The sequence below is a fragment of the Brevibacillus brevis genome (assembly GCF_900637055.1).
Taxonomy (GTDB): domain Bacteria; phylum Bacillota; class Bacilli; order Brevibacillales; family Brevibacillaceae; genus Brevibacillus; species Brevibacillus brevis.
The window spans coordinates 702,130-717,500 of the sequence record NZ_LR134338.1; the positions used below are offsets into that span (position 1 = coordinate 702,130).

At 48.6% G+C, this 15,371-nt stretch carries 13 protein-coding genes (1 of these 13 running past the window's edge); 11 read left to right on the forward strand and 2 right to left on the reverse strand.

Annotated features, from left to right (window positions below; genetic code table 11):
- From EL268_RS03755 to EL268_RS03780, 5 genes are all read left to right on the forward strand, one after another.
- Positions 1-1,800 (forward strand): vWA domain-containing protein, encoded by a 1,800-nt coding sequence (locus EL268_RS03755; protein ID WP_106657360.1) that lies wholly within the window; start codon positions 1-3, stop codon positions 1,798-1,800.
- Positions 1,801-1,977: 177 nt separating this feature from the next.
- Entirely contained in the window at positions 1,978-3,126 is a 1,149-nt protein-coding gene (locus tag EL268_RS03760; RefSeq protein ID WP_106657361.1) for a chromate transporter, read from the forward strand.
- Between the two features lie 441 nt (positions 3,127-3,567).
- Positions 3,568-4,167, forward strand: a complete 600-nt coding sequence (locus EL268_RS03770; protein ID WP_106657362.1) for a TetR/AcrR family transcriptional regulator — start codon at positions 3,568-3,570, stop codon at positions 4,165-4,167.
- Positions 4,168-4,232: 65 nt separating this feature from the next.
- Positions 4,233-5,462 (forward strand): MFS transporter, encoded by a 1,230-nt coding sequence (locus EL268_RS03775; protein WP_106657363.1) that lies wholly within the window; start codon positions 4,233-4,235, stop codon positions 5,460-5,462.
- 192 nt (positions 5,463-5,654) lie between these two features.
- The gene (locus EL268_RS03780) at positions 5,655-6,728 is read left to right on the forward strand and encodes a glycerophosphodiester phosphodiesterase (protein ID WP_106657364.1); all 1,074 of its coding nucleotides are present in this window, start codon (positions 5,655-5,657) and stop codon (positions 6,726-6,728) included.
- A 39-nt stretch (positions 6,729-6,767) separates the two neighbouring features.
- Here the strand turns inward: EL268_RS03780 and EL268_RS03785 are convergent, their stop codons facing one another.
- A complete protein-coding gene (locus EL268_RS03785) occupies positions 6,768-7,946 on the reverse strand; it encodes an oxalate decarboxylase family bicupin (protein ID WP_106657365.1) in 1,179 nt (392 codons plus the stop codon).
- 181 nt (positions 7,947-8,127) lie between these two features.
- On the opposite strand from EL268_RS03785, the gene EL268_RS03790 reads away from it, so the two are divergent.
- Positions 8,128-8,883 carry a DUF4241 domain-containing protein gene (locus tag EL268_RS03790; RefSeq protein ID WP_106657366.1) on the forward strand — a complete coding sequence of 252 codons (756 nt, stop codon included), beginning with the start codon at positions 8,128-8,130 and terminating at the stop codon, positions 8,881-8,883.
- 12 nt (positions 8,884-8,895) lie between these two features.
- Here EL268_RS03790 and EL268_RS03795 read toward each other — a convergent pair whose 3' ends face one another.
- Positions 8,896-9,459, reverse strand: a complete 564-nt coding sequence (locus EL268_RS03795; protein ID WP_106657367.1) for a YEATS domain-containing protein — start codon at positions 9,457-9,459, stop codon at positions 8,896-8,898.
- Between the two features lie 155 nt (positions 9,460-9,614).
- Here EL268_RS03795 and EL268_RS03800 point away from each other — a divergent pair, with 155 nt between their 5' ends.
- The 5 genes from EL268_RS03800 to EL268_RS03820 all read left to right on the forward strand — a co-directional run.
- Positions 9,615-10,202, forward strand: a complete 588-nt coding sequence (locus EL268_RS03800; protein ID WP_106657368.1) for a TetR/AcrR family transcriptional regulator — start codon at positions 9,615-9,617, stop codon at positions 10,200-10,202.
- A gap of 523 nt (positions 10,203-10,725) precedes the next feature.
- Positions 10,726-13,008, forward strand: a complete 2,283-nt coding sequence (locus EL268_RS03805; RefSeq protein ID WP_047069536.1) for a DEAD/DEAH box helicase — start codon at positions 10,726-10,728, stop codon at positions 13,006-13,008.
- Complete coding sequence (locus EL268_RS03810) at positions 12,998-14,380, forward strand: ribonuclease H-like domain-containing protein (protein ID WP_106657369.1); 1,383 nt, start codon at positions 12,998-13,000, stop codon at positions 14,378-14,380. The genes EL268_RS03805 and EL268_RS03810 overlap by 11 nt, the downstream gene beginning before the upstream one ends.
- A gap of 46 nt (positions 14,381-14,426) precedes the next feature.
- A complete protein-coding gene (locus EL268_RS03815; protein ID WP_106657370.1) occupies positions 14,427-14,885 on the forward strand; it encodes a hypothetical protein in 459 nt (152 codons plus the stop codon).
- Between the two features lie 285 nt (positions 14,886-15,170).
- A protein-coding gene (locus EL268_RS03820; RefSeq protein ID WP_106657371.1) for an RCC1 domain-containing protein crosses the window boundary here: on the forward strand, positions 15,171-15,371 show its 5' portion. It continues 1,128 nt past the right edge of the window; only the first 201 of its 1,329 coding nucleotides appear in the window; the start codon lies at positions 15,171-15,173; its stop codon lies beyond the right edge, outside the window.

Sequence of the window (15,371 nt, forward strand, 5' to 3'; positions counted from 1 at the left end):
ATGGCCAGAGGAGTTCAAAACGACCCGGCGACGCAAAACTACGAGCAGGCCGTCCATTTTTTGAGTCATCACCCGATGTTTGGTCCGCTGTCCTCGCGAGCGCACTTTTATCGTTCCGAGCGAAGTATTTGTCCGGATAACGGTTGGGTAGTCGTGACCCGGGAAGGCAGCTTGTACGCGCATCCGAAGCGCAGAGGGGAAGTCGGGGAATGGATTTATGTTCTCGCACATGCGCTGCTGCATTTGGGCTTCGGACATTTTGTGGAAAAAGAGCAGCCGATTTTGTGGAACATTGCATGCGATTGCTATATTACGCGTTTTTTGAGAGACATGAAGCTGGGGAAGCCTCCTGCTGAAATGGCCTTTGAGCTGGATAAATCGGGAAAGAGCGAAGAAGAGCTGTATGACTGGTTCGTAGAGCACGGGGTGCCAGAGCATTTGAAGCTGTTTGGAACGGGCGGAGAAAAACAGGCAGATATGCTGTTCGCGGATAAATACGTCCGGTACACCTACAATCGAGATGTGAAGTGGGAGCGGCTCTTAGGGATCGGGCTGGCGCAAGCTGTGCAAAGTGCTGTCAGCGTAGCGGGCGGCTATTCCGATGCTCTCGGGAATGAAGAGAACCAGCTGTCTGAGGCACAAAAGGCCAAGCGCTGGTTCATCAATCATTATCCATTGCTGGCTTCCTTAGCGAGTCATTTCACGATTATCGAGGATTCACAGATCTGTCAGCGGCTGCAAATCTCGGTGGCAGCCATTGATGTAACATCCAACGAAATCTTCATCAATCCTGCGGCGGGTTTGGATGAAGAGGAATGCAAATTCGTGATGGCACATGAGCTGTTGCACGCAGGGCTTCGCCACCATGAGCGTTGCCAAGGCCGGGACCCGTATTACTGGAATGTCAGCTGCGATTACGTGATCAATCAATGGCTGATGGAGCTCGGTGTCGGACGTTTTCCGCAAATTGGCGGACTGTACGACCCAGACTTGAAGGGACTTTCGGCAGAGGCCATTTACGATCGAATCGTGACGGACATGCGTACGTATCGCAAGCTCTACACCTTACGAGGAATCGGGATGGGCGATATTCTGGATGGAGACGATCCGCGTTTTTGGGAAAAGGGTCCGGGAACGACGTTGGATGACTTTTATCGCAATGCGATGTCGCAAGGCTTGATCTACCACCAAGAGAAAGGGAGAGGGCTTTTGCCTGCGGGGTTGGTAGAAGAGATTCGCGCCTTGGGACAACCGCCGATTCCGTGGGATGTTCAGCTTGCCCGTTGGTTTGACGAGCATTTTCCTCCGTTGGAAAAGAGCCGCACCTATGCAAGGGCAAGCCGTAGACAGTCCTCTACGCCTGACATTGCCCGTCCTGCCTGGAGCTTTCGGGAAACGGATCAGCTGGCACGCACGTTTGGCGTCGTGATTGATACATCCGGCTCGATGGATACCAAGCTGCTCGGCAAGGCATTGGGGGCGATCGCGAGCTACAGTGAAGCGCGAGATGTTCCGTATGCGCGCGTGGTCTTTTGTGATGCGCAGGCGTATGATGCGGGCTACCTTTCTCCCGAGGACATTGCAGGCCGCGTCAAAGTAAAAGGACGCGGGGGAACGATCCTGCAGCCGGGCATTGACATGCTGGAGAAAGCAACCGATTTTCCAAAGGACGGACCGATTTTGATCATTACCGATGGGGAATGCGATCGGATCAAAGTAACCCGGAGTCATGCCATCATGCTGCCGAAGGGGAGTAATCTGCCGTTCGTGGCGAGAGGACCGGTATTTCGAATGGAATAGTAGGGTTTAGGCTCCGTATCGATGCGGAGCCTTTTTTTACGAATTTTTTACAATGAACACAATAGTAAAAGCGATAAATAGCCTGTATGATGAAAGCGGAAACTGGAGGTGAGCAGCGAAGTGGAATATAAACTCCCAGAAGGAATAGAGCCCCAAAAAAGTAGATGGGGGTCTGTGATGGAAGTTTTGCTTGTTTCTACCAAGCTCGGTTTGACTTCATTCGGCGGTCCCATCGCGCATCTCGGTTATTTTTACAACGAATACATTCGACGTAGAAAATGGATGGATGAGCAAAGCTACGCAGATTTGGTTGCGCTTTGTCAGTTCCTCCCTGGTCCCGCAAGCAGCCAGGTAGGGATCGGAATTGGGATCATGCGAGCCGGATTGTGGGGAGGGGTTGCTGCATGGATCGGCTTCACTCTGCCTTCGGTGTTGGCGCTTCTGATATTTGCTTTCACTTTACAAGGTGTTGACAGTGGCAGTGCTTCTTGGATTCACGGTCTAAAAGTAGTAGCTGTTGCGATTGTTGCTCATGCCGTATGGGGGATGGGACAAAAGCTTGCCCCGGATCGAACGCGGGTGACGATCGCGATCAGCGCTGCTACCATCACGTTACTGTGGCATTCTGCATGGAGTCAGGTCACAGTCATGATCCTAGCAGGAATAGCAGGACTGCTTTTTTTCCGGCAGCAAAAAGCTTCGGAGCTCCCAGAATTTCGTGTGCCGATCAGTCGTGCACTAGCAATTGCCTGCTGGATTGTTTTCTTCGGACTTTTGCTTGTGCTGCCCATCCTCCGAGAGAGCACAGGCTTTTCCTTGCTAGCGTTGTTTGAGAGCTTTTACCGTGCGGGCTCACTTGTTTTTGGCGGAGGTCATGTTGTACTGCCTTTGCTGGAGAGAGAGGTGATCCCGACAGGGTGGGTAACGCAAGAAGCTTTTCTGACGGGCTACGGGGCTACACAAGCGGTACCAGGGCCATTGTTTACGTTTGCCGCTTATTTGGGAGCAATGATTGCAGGAGGAGTCGGTGCAGTAGTAGCTACGATTGCGATTTTTCTACCGGCCTTTTTACTCGTCATCGGCGCATTGCCGTTCTGGAATTCCTTGAGGAGAAATTCCAAAATTCAAGGAGTGCTGGTGGGTGTGAATGCAGCAGTCGTCGGTATTTTACTTGCAGCCCTGTACGATCCGATTTGGACGAGTACCATTCTTGCTCCGCCGGATTTTATCGTAGCGGCTATTTTGTTTATCATGCTGGAGCATTGGAAGCTGCCGCCATGGGTGGTTGTGGTTACGGGGGCTTTGTGCGGTCTGTTGCTGGCTTAGACTGACGCCAGCTTTTTTATCATATTGGAAAGTATAAATTCCGTGGGTCCATACTTTAGATAGGTAGGCAGTCATTATCATCCTAAGTTTTTAAAGGCCTTAAACGAACCAATAAAGCTGGTGAGAAGAAAAAGCACAGGGCTCCTAGACCTTGACAACGCCAACCCAGTCGGAACTTTAAAAAGGGGACCACGCTTGTCGAACACTTCTTCCATGAGAAGCTTCCGCCCGTAGGGTGGCTTTGGCTCGACGGTCCCCTTTTTAAAGTGGAGACGACCAGTGAATCCCCCAGCTGGCGTGTCAGAGTCGAAGAGACCTGTGCTTTTTCTTCTCCTCCACTATGTTGACTCAAACCAAAGAAGGTTTGCCAACTATGTTTGTAACCCTTATAATACTGAATGAAAGTTCAGTATTTCTGGATGGGAAGTTGGTGAAGGACCATTGAATAAAAAGAAGCAGCAAACGGAGCAGACAAAGAAGAAGATAGCGGATGCATCCAGGATTTTATTTATGCAAAAAGGCTACAAGGCCACATCCATAGAAGATATCGTGAAAGCTACTGGATACAGCGGCGGTAACATTTATTATCATTTCAAGAGCAAGGAAGGGCTATTTTTACATCTGATTGAAGCTTGGAACAGCGAATGGGAAGAGAAATGGCTGACCAAAGAACAGCTCTACACGACTTCGATCGATAAATTGTATGGAATGGCTGAACATTTTGCGACCGATTTTATGAACCATCCGCTGACCAAGGCTGCTGATGAATTTTTCGACATGTCGGATAAGCCTTCGGATGTGGAGGAGCGCATCAACGAAATGATCCAAGGTTATATTGACTTTAATCAACAGCTGCTCCAGAAGGGGATTGATAACGGCGAATTTGAAATGACGAATGTAACCGGAGTCGCCATTATCCTGGACAGCCTGATGTTTGGTTTAAATCAACACTCGCGGCGAATGGAACGAGAGGAAGCGCTGGCAACTTTTCGGTTAGCGATGGATGTGTTTTTATTTGGCATTGTCAAACCGTCCCGCTAGCTTTTTTTACACGATTATCTAGAATGGATATTCAGTGTTTTGGTACTAGATTGGAGGAATCGTAAATGGCATTATTATTAAAAAATCAGGGAGCCCTACTGATTCTGATGTTCAATATTTTCCTTGTCTTTACGGGGATCGGGCTTGTTATACCGATTATGCCAAAGTACATGGAGAGTTTGGGAATTACTGGGGGGACAATCGGCCTGTTAGTTGCAGCCTTTTCGCTGACGCAGCTTCTTTTTTCCCCAATTGCCGGGCGATGGGCCGATTCATTCGGAAGAAAAAAGATCATTGTGATTGGCTTGGTCGTGTTTGCTATCTCAGAAAGGATGTTCGGTATAGCGAATTCTCCGGTCCTGCTGTTTGTTTCTAGGTTGTTAGGCGGTATTAGTGCCGCACTGATTATGCCGGCTGTAATGGCTTACTCAGCAGATATTACAACGAATGAAGAACGAGCGGCCGGGATGGGGTATATTACGGCAGCCATTACGACTGGTTTTATTATCGGTCCAGGCATAGGAGGATACATTGCTGAATTTGGTATTCGCGCACCTTTCTATACCGCGGGAATTGCAGGACTGATTGCTGCATGCATCACGTTGTTCATCCTCAAGGAATCGAAACCGTCGGAAGAAGCATTATCTGACTCACATTCTAGTGAAAAACAACGAAGCAGTCTTCTTTCCCAGTTAATGTACTCCTATCGAGAGCCTTATTTTTTCAGTTTGATCATTGTGTTTGTCATGTCTTTCGGACTGGCTAATTTTGAAACGGTCTTTTCATTGTTTGTCGACCATAAGTTTGGATTTGAGCCGAAAGATATCGCGTTTATCATTACATTCGGGTCAATAGCAGGCGCAGTGGTCCAGCTTACTGCCTTTAGCTGGATCATGAATCGCTTTGGCGAGAAAAAGGTCATTTCGGTCTGTCTGCTCTTTGCTGGCTTGTTTATTGTTCTGACGCTGTTTGTTCACGGATTTTGGATGATTTTTGCGGTTACCTTTATCGTATTTCTGGCGATCGATATTTTGCGACCGGCCATCAGTACCCAAATGTCGATGCTTGCAAAGGATCAACAGGGGTATGTTGCTGGCCTTAACTCAGCCTTTACCAGTCTTGGGAATATTGCAGGTCCGATCGTAGCTGGATTTTTATTCGATATAGATATTAACTATCCGTATGCGCTAGCGTGTATGATTTTGCTTATCTGTTTCGTCTTATCGCTAGGAGTGAAAAACCGCAACCTGAAGGATGCCAATGCGGCTTCCAGTCAAGCGTCCATTCATGGATGATAAAGTGAAAGGGATACGATAGCTGAATAAAACAGCGGCGAGTCTAAGACTTTATGTTCAGGTCTTAGCTCGCCGCTGTTCCATTATTCGGGTAAATAAATCTTTCATGATTACTTAATAGAGATAGGAATAGAAATTTACATCATTCATTTATAGTGAAAACGGTAAGCCATACTTTAAGGAGTGAAGCAAATGATGAGAAACAAAGTAATGATAGCAACTGCTGCCCTTATGGTGTGTGTAGCACCAATTGCTTCTGCCGCTGGCAATCCTCACTGGTCAAAAACCTCTCCAAAAGAGTTCGATCTTCAAGCTCACCGCGGCGGACTCGGGCTCACGGTAGAGTCCACATTGGCGTCGTTTTCCCATGCCCTTGAATTAGGGGTGAGCACGCTCGAGCTCGACGTGCAAATCACGGAGGACAAGCAGGCAGTGATTACGCATGACCGCAAGATTTCGGGTGCCAAGTGCCGAGACACAGGCCCACTTTTCGCTGGTGATCCTGAGTATCCGTACGTTGGCAAGTACATAAAGGACCTCACTCTCGACCAAGTACGCACGCTGGACTGTGGCACACAGACATTGCCGCAATACCCAGAGCAGCGTCCAAGCCCAGGTGCCGGGATGCCGCTGTTGAGTGATGTATTTGATCTCGTCAAAGACTACAAGGCCAATCATGTGTGGATGAATATCGAGACGAAGGTAGAGGCGGGAGCACCAGAGCAAACCGCTCCGCGTGAAGATTTCGTGCAGATCGTCGCTCGCGAAGTCCGCGATGCCGGGATGCTTGATCGGGTATCGATCCAAAGCTTTGACTGGGGGGCGCTTATGCGCATGAAAGAGGTTGAGCCGCGCTTGCCGATTGTGGCACTGACGAACGGTGCGCAATTCTTGCAGCCAGGTCAACCGGGAGCTTCACCGTGGTTGGGCGGAATCGACATTGACGACTTTGGAGGAGACCTCGTGGCGGCGGCACACTCGTTCGGTGCAGATGCCATCTCCCCCGTGCATGGCTCTCCACAGAACGGCAAATTCACCGACGAGAATTACGTGCCCTATGTCACGAAGAAAATGGTAGAAGACGCGCACAAGGTCGGGATGAAGGTAATTCCGTGGACGGTCAATGACGCACCTACGATGAACAAACTGATCGACGATGGCGTAGACGGGATCATTACGGATTACCCGGACCGACTGCGAGAGGTCATGGAGCAGCGTGGTCTGAAGCAACCGAAGAGCTACAAGACCCCAAAAATAGAGAAGTAGTAAGAAGACCAGTCCATTCGGGCTGGTCTCTTCTTGTAGTCACGGGACATAGCCATATCCAGGATATTTGACGACAGGCCATTTATCCTTGCGCAAAGCATCCAGCAATTCAGGACCTATACACAAGTTGGAAGCGACGAGTTCATGCGGGGTGAGCGCCATCCATTGATTCAGCGAAACGTCGACAAAGTGGTCACTCTTGAACATTTCCAAAAACCACACCGTTTCGGTCCCGGTATTTTGGATGTAATGCCCCGTTGCAAAAGGAACGTAACCGACGTCACCTGCTTGGTAGTCAAAAGTTCGGGCGTTTCCGTTTCCGGTAAAAACGGTCATCCGCGCTTGGCCTGAAATGTAATATTGCCACTCGTCATTATTGGGATGCCAATGCAGCTCTCTCATGGCACCGGGACGTAACTCTACGAGTGCTGCCGCGATTGTCTTCGAGATCGGAAAGTTGCGGGAATCGACGATTCGCACGCTGCCTCCAGGTGTAATGAGAGGGCGTTGGGCGAGTAAACGATGGGAAAAAGGGAGGGGGACGGTTCCGTACGGAGATTCTACTTCATCTGCTTCAATGGAACCAGGAACCTCGTCCTGATATATGTACACTTGCTTGCAGGGAATATCGGCAAAAGCTGATTCAGGCACACCGAAATTCGCGGAAAGCACATCTGGTGGCGTATGAGCAAACCAATCAGAGATCGATAGTGTATTCAGATCGGAAAAATGCCCATCGTCGAAAACGAGCAAAAACTCGCAGCCTTCCTCAAGTCCCTGAATCGAGTGGGGGATGCCGGGAGGGAAATACCATAGATCGCCTTTGCCGATATCTGCGATAAAATTACGTCCGCGTTGGTCAACGGATGTAATTCGTGCACGGCCGAGCAGCATGTAGGCCCATTCCGCCTGCTGATGCCAGTGCAGCTCGCGCACACCGCCTGGCGTCAGGCTCATGTTTACACCCGCAAGTGTAGTGGCGATTGGCAGCTCGCGTATGGTGACTTCACGGGACCACCCGCCATGATTTAATGTCATAAACGCATCTGAGAAGGAAAATTTCAGATTGGGCAGCAAGCCCGCATCTGTGACGGGAGGAACTAGCATATTCGGATTTTGCCGATCACGCATGACGTTCCGTGGACCGAGATCGACCCATCCGGTCCCGTCACTTCTCATCGGCTGAGGAATTTGATTCCCTTTGTCTGGCGGATTCATTCGGGGGCAACCTCCTTCATCCTTGGACAGGCATAGGTTTTGTCGTACTTCATCCACTAAACATGCCTATGCATCAGCTTGCCCGTTATGCAAACATCAAAGCCGTTCTACCGTTTCTATGGGTGATTTTGTATAATTTTAGGAGTGATTTACAAATAGACAATTTTAGGATGGGTTAAAGATGAATAAGATTCCGAATGAGCAATGGCTAGCACGATATGAACAAAATAAACAGAAGTTAGCGCCCCTTGTTGATTTACACACCTATTTCACATCAACGGAGATCAGTGGGAAACCAATCAACTTGCTTTCATTGGGAGAAATAACGATTCCCACTGGAGACATCATGGTTCGTGATCCGCTTGTGTATCTGGAGAAAAATAGTGCCCCGTATTTTCAAAAAGTCCCTACAGGAACCTTCCCATTAACCGTTTGTGTGGTAACTGTCGAAGAAGACCATTACCGGTATGCAGCTGCTAAGGTAGAGTTTACAGATAAAACTCCCCAAAAATTTACGGAAGCCCTCATTGGAGACGAGGATCTCGAAAATCTAGAGGAAGGTGAATATTTTGGCTTTAATGTGGATGCAGGCCTTGCTACTGTGGTAGATGTCAAAACGAGAGATGCTTATCTGGAATTTTATGATAGGTGGAAAAAAGAGAATCCAGAGGGCAATATTTATGATGATTATTTTGCTGATGTTTTCGCACAAAGTTACAAAGACCATCCAAAATACCAAAGAAGCGCTGGAGACTATATAAACTGGACGATACCAGGCACCGATTTATCGATTCCGATGATTCAGACGGGATTTGGAGACGGAGCCTATCCTGTTTATTTTGGGTTGGATGAAAATGATCAAATATGCCAGCTGGTGATTCAATTTATTTACATTGAATTTGCATTTGGTGAGGATGACAGCGAAGACGAAAGCTAGCAGATAAGCCTCTCACCAATCATTTTTGGAAACGGTGCCTCGATTATCTTTCTTTGGAAAGAGAAAATAGCTGGCTGTAATCAACAGATCAATCCCCAGAACAACGGTCCATAGCCGGAGAATATGCCACAAAGAAGCAGTTCGTTCCGCATCATCGATAAAGTAGATGGTCCCTGCTAAGAGAGCCGCCCCAATTACATAGGAGAAGAGATGTCTAAACCAGCTTTTTGCGTAATGCTTGGCATACTCCATGCCGTATAACTTGGGTTTAGGCGTACCTTGCTTTGTGACGTACTGCTGAAATTTTTCATCCGCCCATTGAATCATGCTTTTCCCAAACGCAAGCGATACCCCGATATAAACAGCAGCCAGCGCATGAGGAATCGTAGCGGTAGCCCCACGATACAAATCCAAGCTCGTAACGATGAGCAAAACTACATCAACAACAGGCGTCAGGGCGAGAAGAAAAAGCCCGGCCTTTTTTTGTTTGAGCACGTACCTTGTGAAAAGGCCAAGTACAATGACCACCCAAAATGCAATTTCGCATGTGACAATCATCCATGCAACAAAATTCACTAGTATAGGTCCCCTTTTCGGAAGTTTCTTCTCCTATATGAGAAGTTTTTGTAATACAGTTGTGCTAACAAAAAGAATTTTATCATCGATTTTAAAATAATACAACTGTACCATTAAGGTTGCTTGTCCCTTGCCAATCTTGTTAAAATACAACTATGCCAAAAATAATCGATCATGAGAAAAGAAGAGAACAAATAGCAGAAGCAACGTGGCGTGTCATTGTCGAGCAAGGAATGGAGGGGGCAACGGTAAGGGGCATTGCAAAAGAAGCGGGACTTTCATTAGGTGCACTGCGACATTACTTTGCAACACAGGATGAACTGCTGATGTATGCCATGCAGCTCGTAAAAGAGAGGGCGACAGCTCGAATTGCCGAAATCGCCGCCAATGAAGAATGGGCGCCAAAAGAGAAAATCACCAAAATCTTTTTGGAGCTTCTCCCTACGAATCAAGAAAAGATGGTCGAAATGGAAGTATGGTTTGCTTTTACCGTGTACTTCCGACACAAGAAAGAAGGCTTTGACGCACAGCATGACGGGATCTATGCCGGCGTCCGCAAGCTGTTGGACTCTGCTGATCAACTGAATTTATTACGCAAAGAGCTGGACAAAGAGATGGAAGCAGAGAAGCTCTATGCCGTCATCGATGGTCTGGCACTGCATGCCTATCTCGAGCCAGAGCGTGTCAATGGGGAACGGATCACGAAAGTGCTGGAGCATCATCTTGCATCCTTGTTTCATTAACTTGCTTTACAGTTCTTTTAAGGAAAAGACGGTCCATTTTTCATACAAGATAAGAAACACATACAAGCACTCCCATAAAGAAAAGCAATCGGATCAAGGGAAGGTTGATCTGATTGCTTTTTTTCGTCGGCACGCAGATGGGAACGAACAAGATTCTTCTCATAGCGATTTTTAGAAATAGCTTTTAACGCTTTTTCAATTCTTCTAGAAGTTCAATTATTTTATCATTTTGCACTGTAATTTTTTTTACACCGAATGCGATAGGTAATAGCAAAGCAAATATCAAAGGGAGAATTACTAATTCTACGATCAAGGGTAATCATCTCCAATTAATCATGATAGAGATTGAAAAGCTAATCTGCCTTAAACTCGACTTTCGCATATTAAATCATTTTAGAGCCTATTTTTTCCAGTATCTATACTGCTCCATGTCGTCCACAACTTGAGTTCAACGTGTGGATCATTATTCCATGTTTACATGCCGAACGTCCATTCGTAAAATGGTAGCAAGAAGGTGACGAAGATGAATGTGAAAAAAAATATCGCAGCCATATTGGATCACATAAAAACAGACGAACGATTTCGCGATAACATTGCGCATTGGAGGGTCATTCCTGCTCGTGAAGCAAAGTCTGTTCCATTTCCGAGTGAACTGGACGGACGCATTCGAGATGCCCTGACGAATAGAGGCATTCCCTCCTTATACACGCATCAAGAAACGTCTTTTCGCCATGTGCGCGAAGGCAAACACATCGTAGCGGTTACGCCCACGGCTTCAGGCAAAAGCATGTGCTATCATTTGCCGATTCTCCAGACGTTATCGGAAGACACGCAAGCGCGGGCTCTTTACTTATTCCCAACCAAGGCCTTGGCGCAGGATCAAAAGTCAGAGCTGCACGAGCTGATTACGGAAATGGGTCTTTCGATCAAGTCCGAAACATACGACGGTGATACGCCTGCAAATATCCGGCAGATGGTACGCAAGGCAGGAAATATCGTCATCACCAACCCAGACATGCTGCACTCCGCCATTTTGCCCCATCACACCAAGTGGGTGTCCTTTTTCGAGCATCTCAAATACATCGTCATTGACGAGCTGCATACATATCGCGGCGTTTTTGGCAGTCATGTCGCCAATGTCATTCGGCGGTTGAAGCGCATTTGCGCCTTTTATGGAAGTCATCCGCAATTCATTTGCACATCGGCTACCATCGCCAACCCGAAGCAATTGGCGGAAGCCCTGACAGAAGAAGAGGTAGAGCTGGTCAACAACAATGGAGCTCCGTCTGGCATCAAGCATTTCCTTTTCTACAATCCGCCTGTGGTCAACAAGCAGCTCAATATTAGACGCAGTGCCACATTGGAGGCGCGAGACATTACCGAGCAGTTTTTGACCAATGGTATTCAGACGATTCTGTTTGCGAGAAGCCGTGTACGTGTAGAGATTTTGCTCACGTATTTGCAGGAGTTGATTCGCCGCAAGCTCGGGCCAAAAACGATCCAAGGGTATCGCGGCGGCTATTTGCCGAGCCAGCGCAGAGAGATCGAACGCGGCTTGCGCAATGGCGACATTATGGGCGTGGTCAGCACCAATGCGCTGGAGCTCGGGGTAGATATCGGGCAGTTGCAGGCATGTGTCATTACTGGCTATCCGGGCTCGGTCGCAAGCACATGGCAGCAGGCAGGACGGGCGGGAAGACGGCAGGGAGAATCCGTCGTCGTTATGGTCGGCAGCTCCACGCCGTTGGATCAGTATGTGATTGCCAATCCGGAGTACTTTTTCGACCGCAGTCCTGAGACAGCGCGGATCAATCCCGATAACCTGATCATTTTGGTCGATCATCTCAAATGTGCGGCATACGAGCTGCCGTTTCGTGAGGGAGATACATTCGGTCGCGCGGAAATCGTAGAAATTCTGGAGTTTTTGACCGAGGAACAGGTCTTGCATTACTCGCGGGGCAAGTGGTTCTGGATGAACGATTCGTTCCCGGCCCACAACATCAGTCTGCGGTCAGCCTCGCAGGAAAATGTCGTGATCATCGATATCAGTGAACGGGGAAATGAGCGTGTCATCGGGGAAATGGACCGGTTCAGCTCCATGACGCTTTTGCATGACGAGGCTATCTACCTGCATCAGGGGACGCAGTTCCAGGTGGAAAAGCTGGACTACGAAGAAAAGAAGGCGTATGTCCGGGAAGTCCAAGTCGATTATTACACGGACGCCAACTTGGCCGTCTCGCTGAAGGTATTGGAGCAGGATCAGTCCCGTCGTCATGCGCAGAGCACCTTGGCATATGGCGAAGTGGCTGTGAATGCGATGGCGACGATCTTTAAGAAAATCAAGTTCGAGACGCATGAAAACATCGGCTCGGGACCGATTCATTTGCCGGAAGAGGAGCTGCATACAAATGCGGCGTGGATCGGTTTTTCTGAAGCGCTGCTCGGCGAGATTGGGACAGAGGATGTGGAACGCGGCTTGGTCGGTTTGGCGCATGTGTTGCAGCACGTAGCTCCGCTGTTTGTCATGTGCGATCCGATGGACCTGCACGTGATACCGCAACGAAAGGCCGTTCATTCGCAGGAGCCTACGATTTTTCTGTACGACCGTTATCCGGGAGGCATCGGCTTGAGCGAGCAAGTGTATAAGGAAATGGAGACGATTTTGACACAGGCAGAGCGGATGATTGTCTCTTGCCCGTGTGAGTCAGGATGTCCATCTTGTGTGGGAGCGACAGATGACGGCAGCAAGGGGCTAGCCATGACCTTGCTGCGAATTGCTCAAGGAGGAAGTACTTATGTCTCTTAAATCCAAGCTGCAACGGATGAAGGGACATCTCTCTCTGGAAACGGACAAAGCGGTAGCGCCAGCAGTCGAATCGGAACCGCCCATTCACGAGAAAGATTCGGGGGAAGAGTTGAGGGCAGCTGTACCAGCGGCTAGCAGCGCAGAGCTACAGATCCCTCTTGCCGACAAGTGGAAGGAAATGCAGGCATCGCCCTACATCTGGGATGACGAGTACGTTATGATTCGCGAGGTTCGCTATCCGATCGATCAGCAGCATGGGGCTTACGCCTTTTCCGAGCTGCATGAGGCGATTCGTATGTGGGAAACGGCTGGTCGAGAGCATCCGCTGTCCGCTGCGGGCAGGAAACCAGAAGACTTGTTGTTTTTCGATACGGAGACGACAGGGCTGTCAGGTGGGGCAGGCAATGCGATTTTTCTTTTGGGATACAGTCGCTTCGAGGGGGAACACGTCGTGGTGCGCCAGCATTTTCTCCCGGGCCCGCATGCAGAGGTGACGTTGTACCAATCGTTTTTGGAGCAAGCACAAAGGTCCTCGCATCTGGTGACCTTTAACGGGAAGTCCTTTGACTGGCCGCAAGTGCGAACGAGACATACGCTGGTGCGCGATCAAGTGCCTGCTCTGCCTACCTTTGGTCATTTTGACCTGTTGCACGGGGCGAGGAGACTGTGGAAGGCGGAGCTGGAATCGTGCCGATTGGGCATCATCGAGCAGGAAAAGCTGGATGTTTTTCGCGAGGATGATTTGCCCGGCTATTTGGCACCGGTGCGGTATTTCGACTTTTTGCATGCCCAAGACCCTGATGTTATCGAGGGCGTGCTGCGGCATAACGAGACAGACGTCCTGTCTCTGATCACGATGTATATTCACATGACGCGGCTATTGGTAGGGCAAGGGAGTGTAACGGTATCTCCCGAGGAAAGCTACGAAATTGCCAGATGGTACGATGCGCTTGGGGATCAGGAAGCTGCGATGGCAGGCTATCGTCTCGTCGCCGACAGCGATCATGCGTGGAGTAACCGGGCCAAGCTCGCTATCGGTTATCTGCACAAAAAGCAAAAGGATTGGCAGCAAGCCTTAACTGTTTGGGAGTCGTGCATTCAGTCCACCGGATATGTACCGGAAGAGGTGTATATTGAGGCTGCCAAGCTGTACGAGCACCAGTTGAAGGATTGGGAGAAGGCTTTACACTATACAAGGCATGCGTATGAGCAGTGGAAGAAGCGCGGGAGTCTGTTGCGAAACAGGTCCAAGGCCGACGCAGAGGCGTATCGCAAGCGGATTGATCGGTTAGAAACAAAGCTACGCGGGAATGAAGCGGAAGAAGAGAGTCTGTTGTCCGGATTTTTGGATTGGGCGGATGAGCAAGAGTGATGGGGGACCGTAGTCTGAAGACCTAACCATCTGAGGGGGGATTGGGATGAGGCGCATTGTCTTATTTCTGATGGTGTTTCTACTTCTTGGCGGTTGCTCTGCGAATGACGACTGGGTTCACACATTTACGGGGGAGAGCGATAATTGGATCGTGGTCATGGAAATCAGGCCGATTGAGAATGAGCACACAACAGTTGTCTATCCATTTTATTTGACAAAGAAAATGGATAGTGAAGTCACGAAGCTGTATTACCAGGCTCATCTAGTCAATGGCAAGCCGAGCGGAAATATCGAACACATTGACTTTGAAGAATTCAATCAAAAGCAACCAGTACTGCTTTTTCGTGAATATCCGAACCTCCTCTCACCCGACTTTCCAGCAAAAGATACACCGAATGAACAGCTGGAATACTACTTCTCCGAATTGAAGATGGATATAAAATGGACAGATGATCGGGGAGAGCATCAAGAACAAATCCCCCTGAAACTGCAAAAAGTTCCCTGATGAAAAAAGGGGGAAAACTGGAGGTATAGATTAGCGCCCCACCAATCAGTCCAAGATTACATGACTTAAGTGGGATGCCATTAAGGTAACCTTATCTAAGCTTACTTATTGACTATAACGAAAATACGGAACGAACGCGTTCGATAGTTAAACAAGCACAACGGATAGCTGCGAAATCTGTTGTGTTTTTTTATTTTTCGGTATCGTGAACATTTATGGTGCCGATTACTTTTGCTAGTTGATTTGCTAAAATATTGAAAAAGAGTGAGGGGAGATAGATTTATCATGTTTCGATTGATGCTTGTCATGGTATCCGTTTGCTTCGCCTTATTTTCGACCTTCCTTTCAGTACAGGCTGCTGAGGCACCAGGTAAGAAAACCCCGAAAATCGTAGCAATTGCTACGGGTGCGGGTCATTCGTTGGTGCTTGACGACCAAGGTGACATCTGGGGATGGGGAGATTCTTATTATGGACAAGTCGGGAAC

Excerpts from the sequence above, each read along its gene's own strand:
- EL268_RS03755 (WP_106657360.1), top strand. The coding sequence starts at position 1 with ATGGCCAGAGGAGTTCAAAACGACCCGGCGACGCAAAACTACGAGCAG.
- EL268_RS03760 (WP_106657361.1), top strand. The coding sequence starts at position 1,978 with ATGGAAGTTTTGCTTGTTTCTACCAAGCTCGGTTTGACTTCATTCGGC.
- EL268_RS03775 (WP_106657363.1), top strand. The coding sequence starts at position 4,233 with ATGGCATTATTATTAAAAAATCAGGGAGCCCTACTGATTCTGATGTTC.
- EL268_RS03815 (WP_106657370.1), top strand. The coding sequence starts at position 14,427 with ATGAGGCGCATTGTCTTATTTCTGATGGTGTTTCTACTTCTTGGCGGT.
- EL268_RS03810 (WP_106657369.1), top strand. The coding sequence starts at position 12,998 with ATGTCTCTTAAATCCAAGCTGCAACGGATGAAGGGACATCTCTCTCTG.
- EL268_RS03790 (WP_106657366.1), top strand. The coding sequence starts at position 8,128 with ATGAATAAGATTCCGAATGAGCAATGGCTAGCACGATATGAACAAAAT.
- EL268_RS03800 (WP_106657368.1), top strand. The coding sequence starts at position 9,615 with ATGCCAAAAATAATCGATCATGAGAAAAGAAGAGAACAAATAGCAGAA.
- EL268_RS03785 (WP_106657365.1), bottom strand. The coding sequence starts at position 7,946 with ATGAATCCGCCAGACAAAGGGAATCAAATTCCTCAGCCGATGAGAAGT.
- EL268_RS03805 (WP_047069536.1), top strand. The coding sequence starts at position 10,726 with ATGAATGTGAAAAAAAATATCGCAGCCATATTGGATCACATAAAAACA.
- EL268_RS03780 (WP_106657364.1), top strand. The coding sequence starts at position 5,655 with ATGATGAGAAACAAAGTAATGATAGCAACTGCTGCCCTTATGGTGTGT.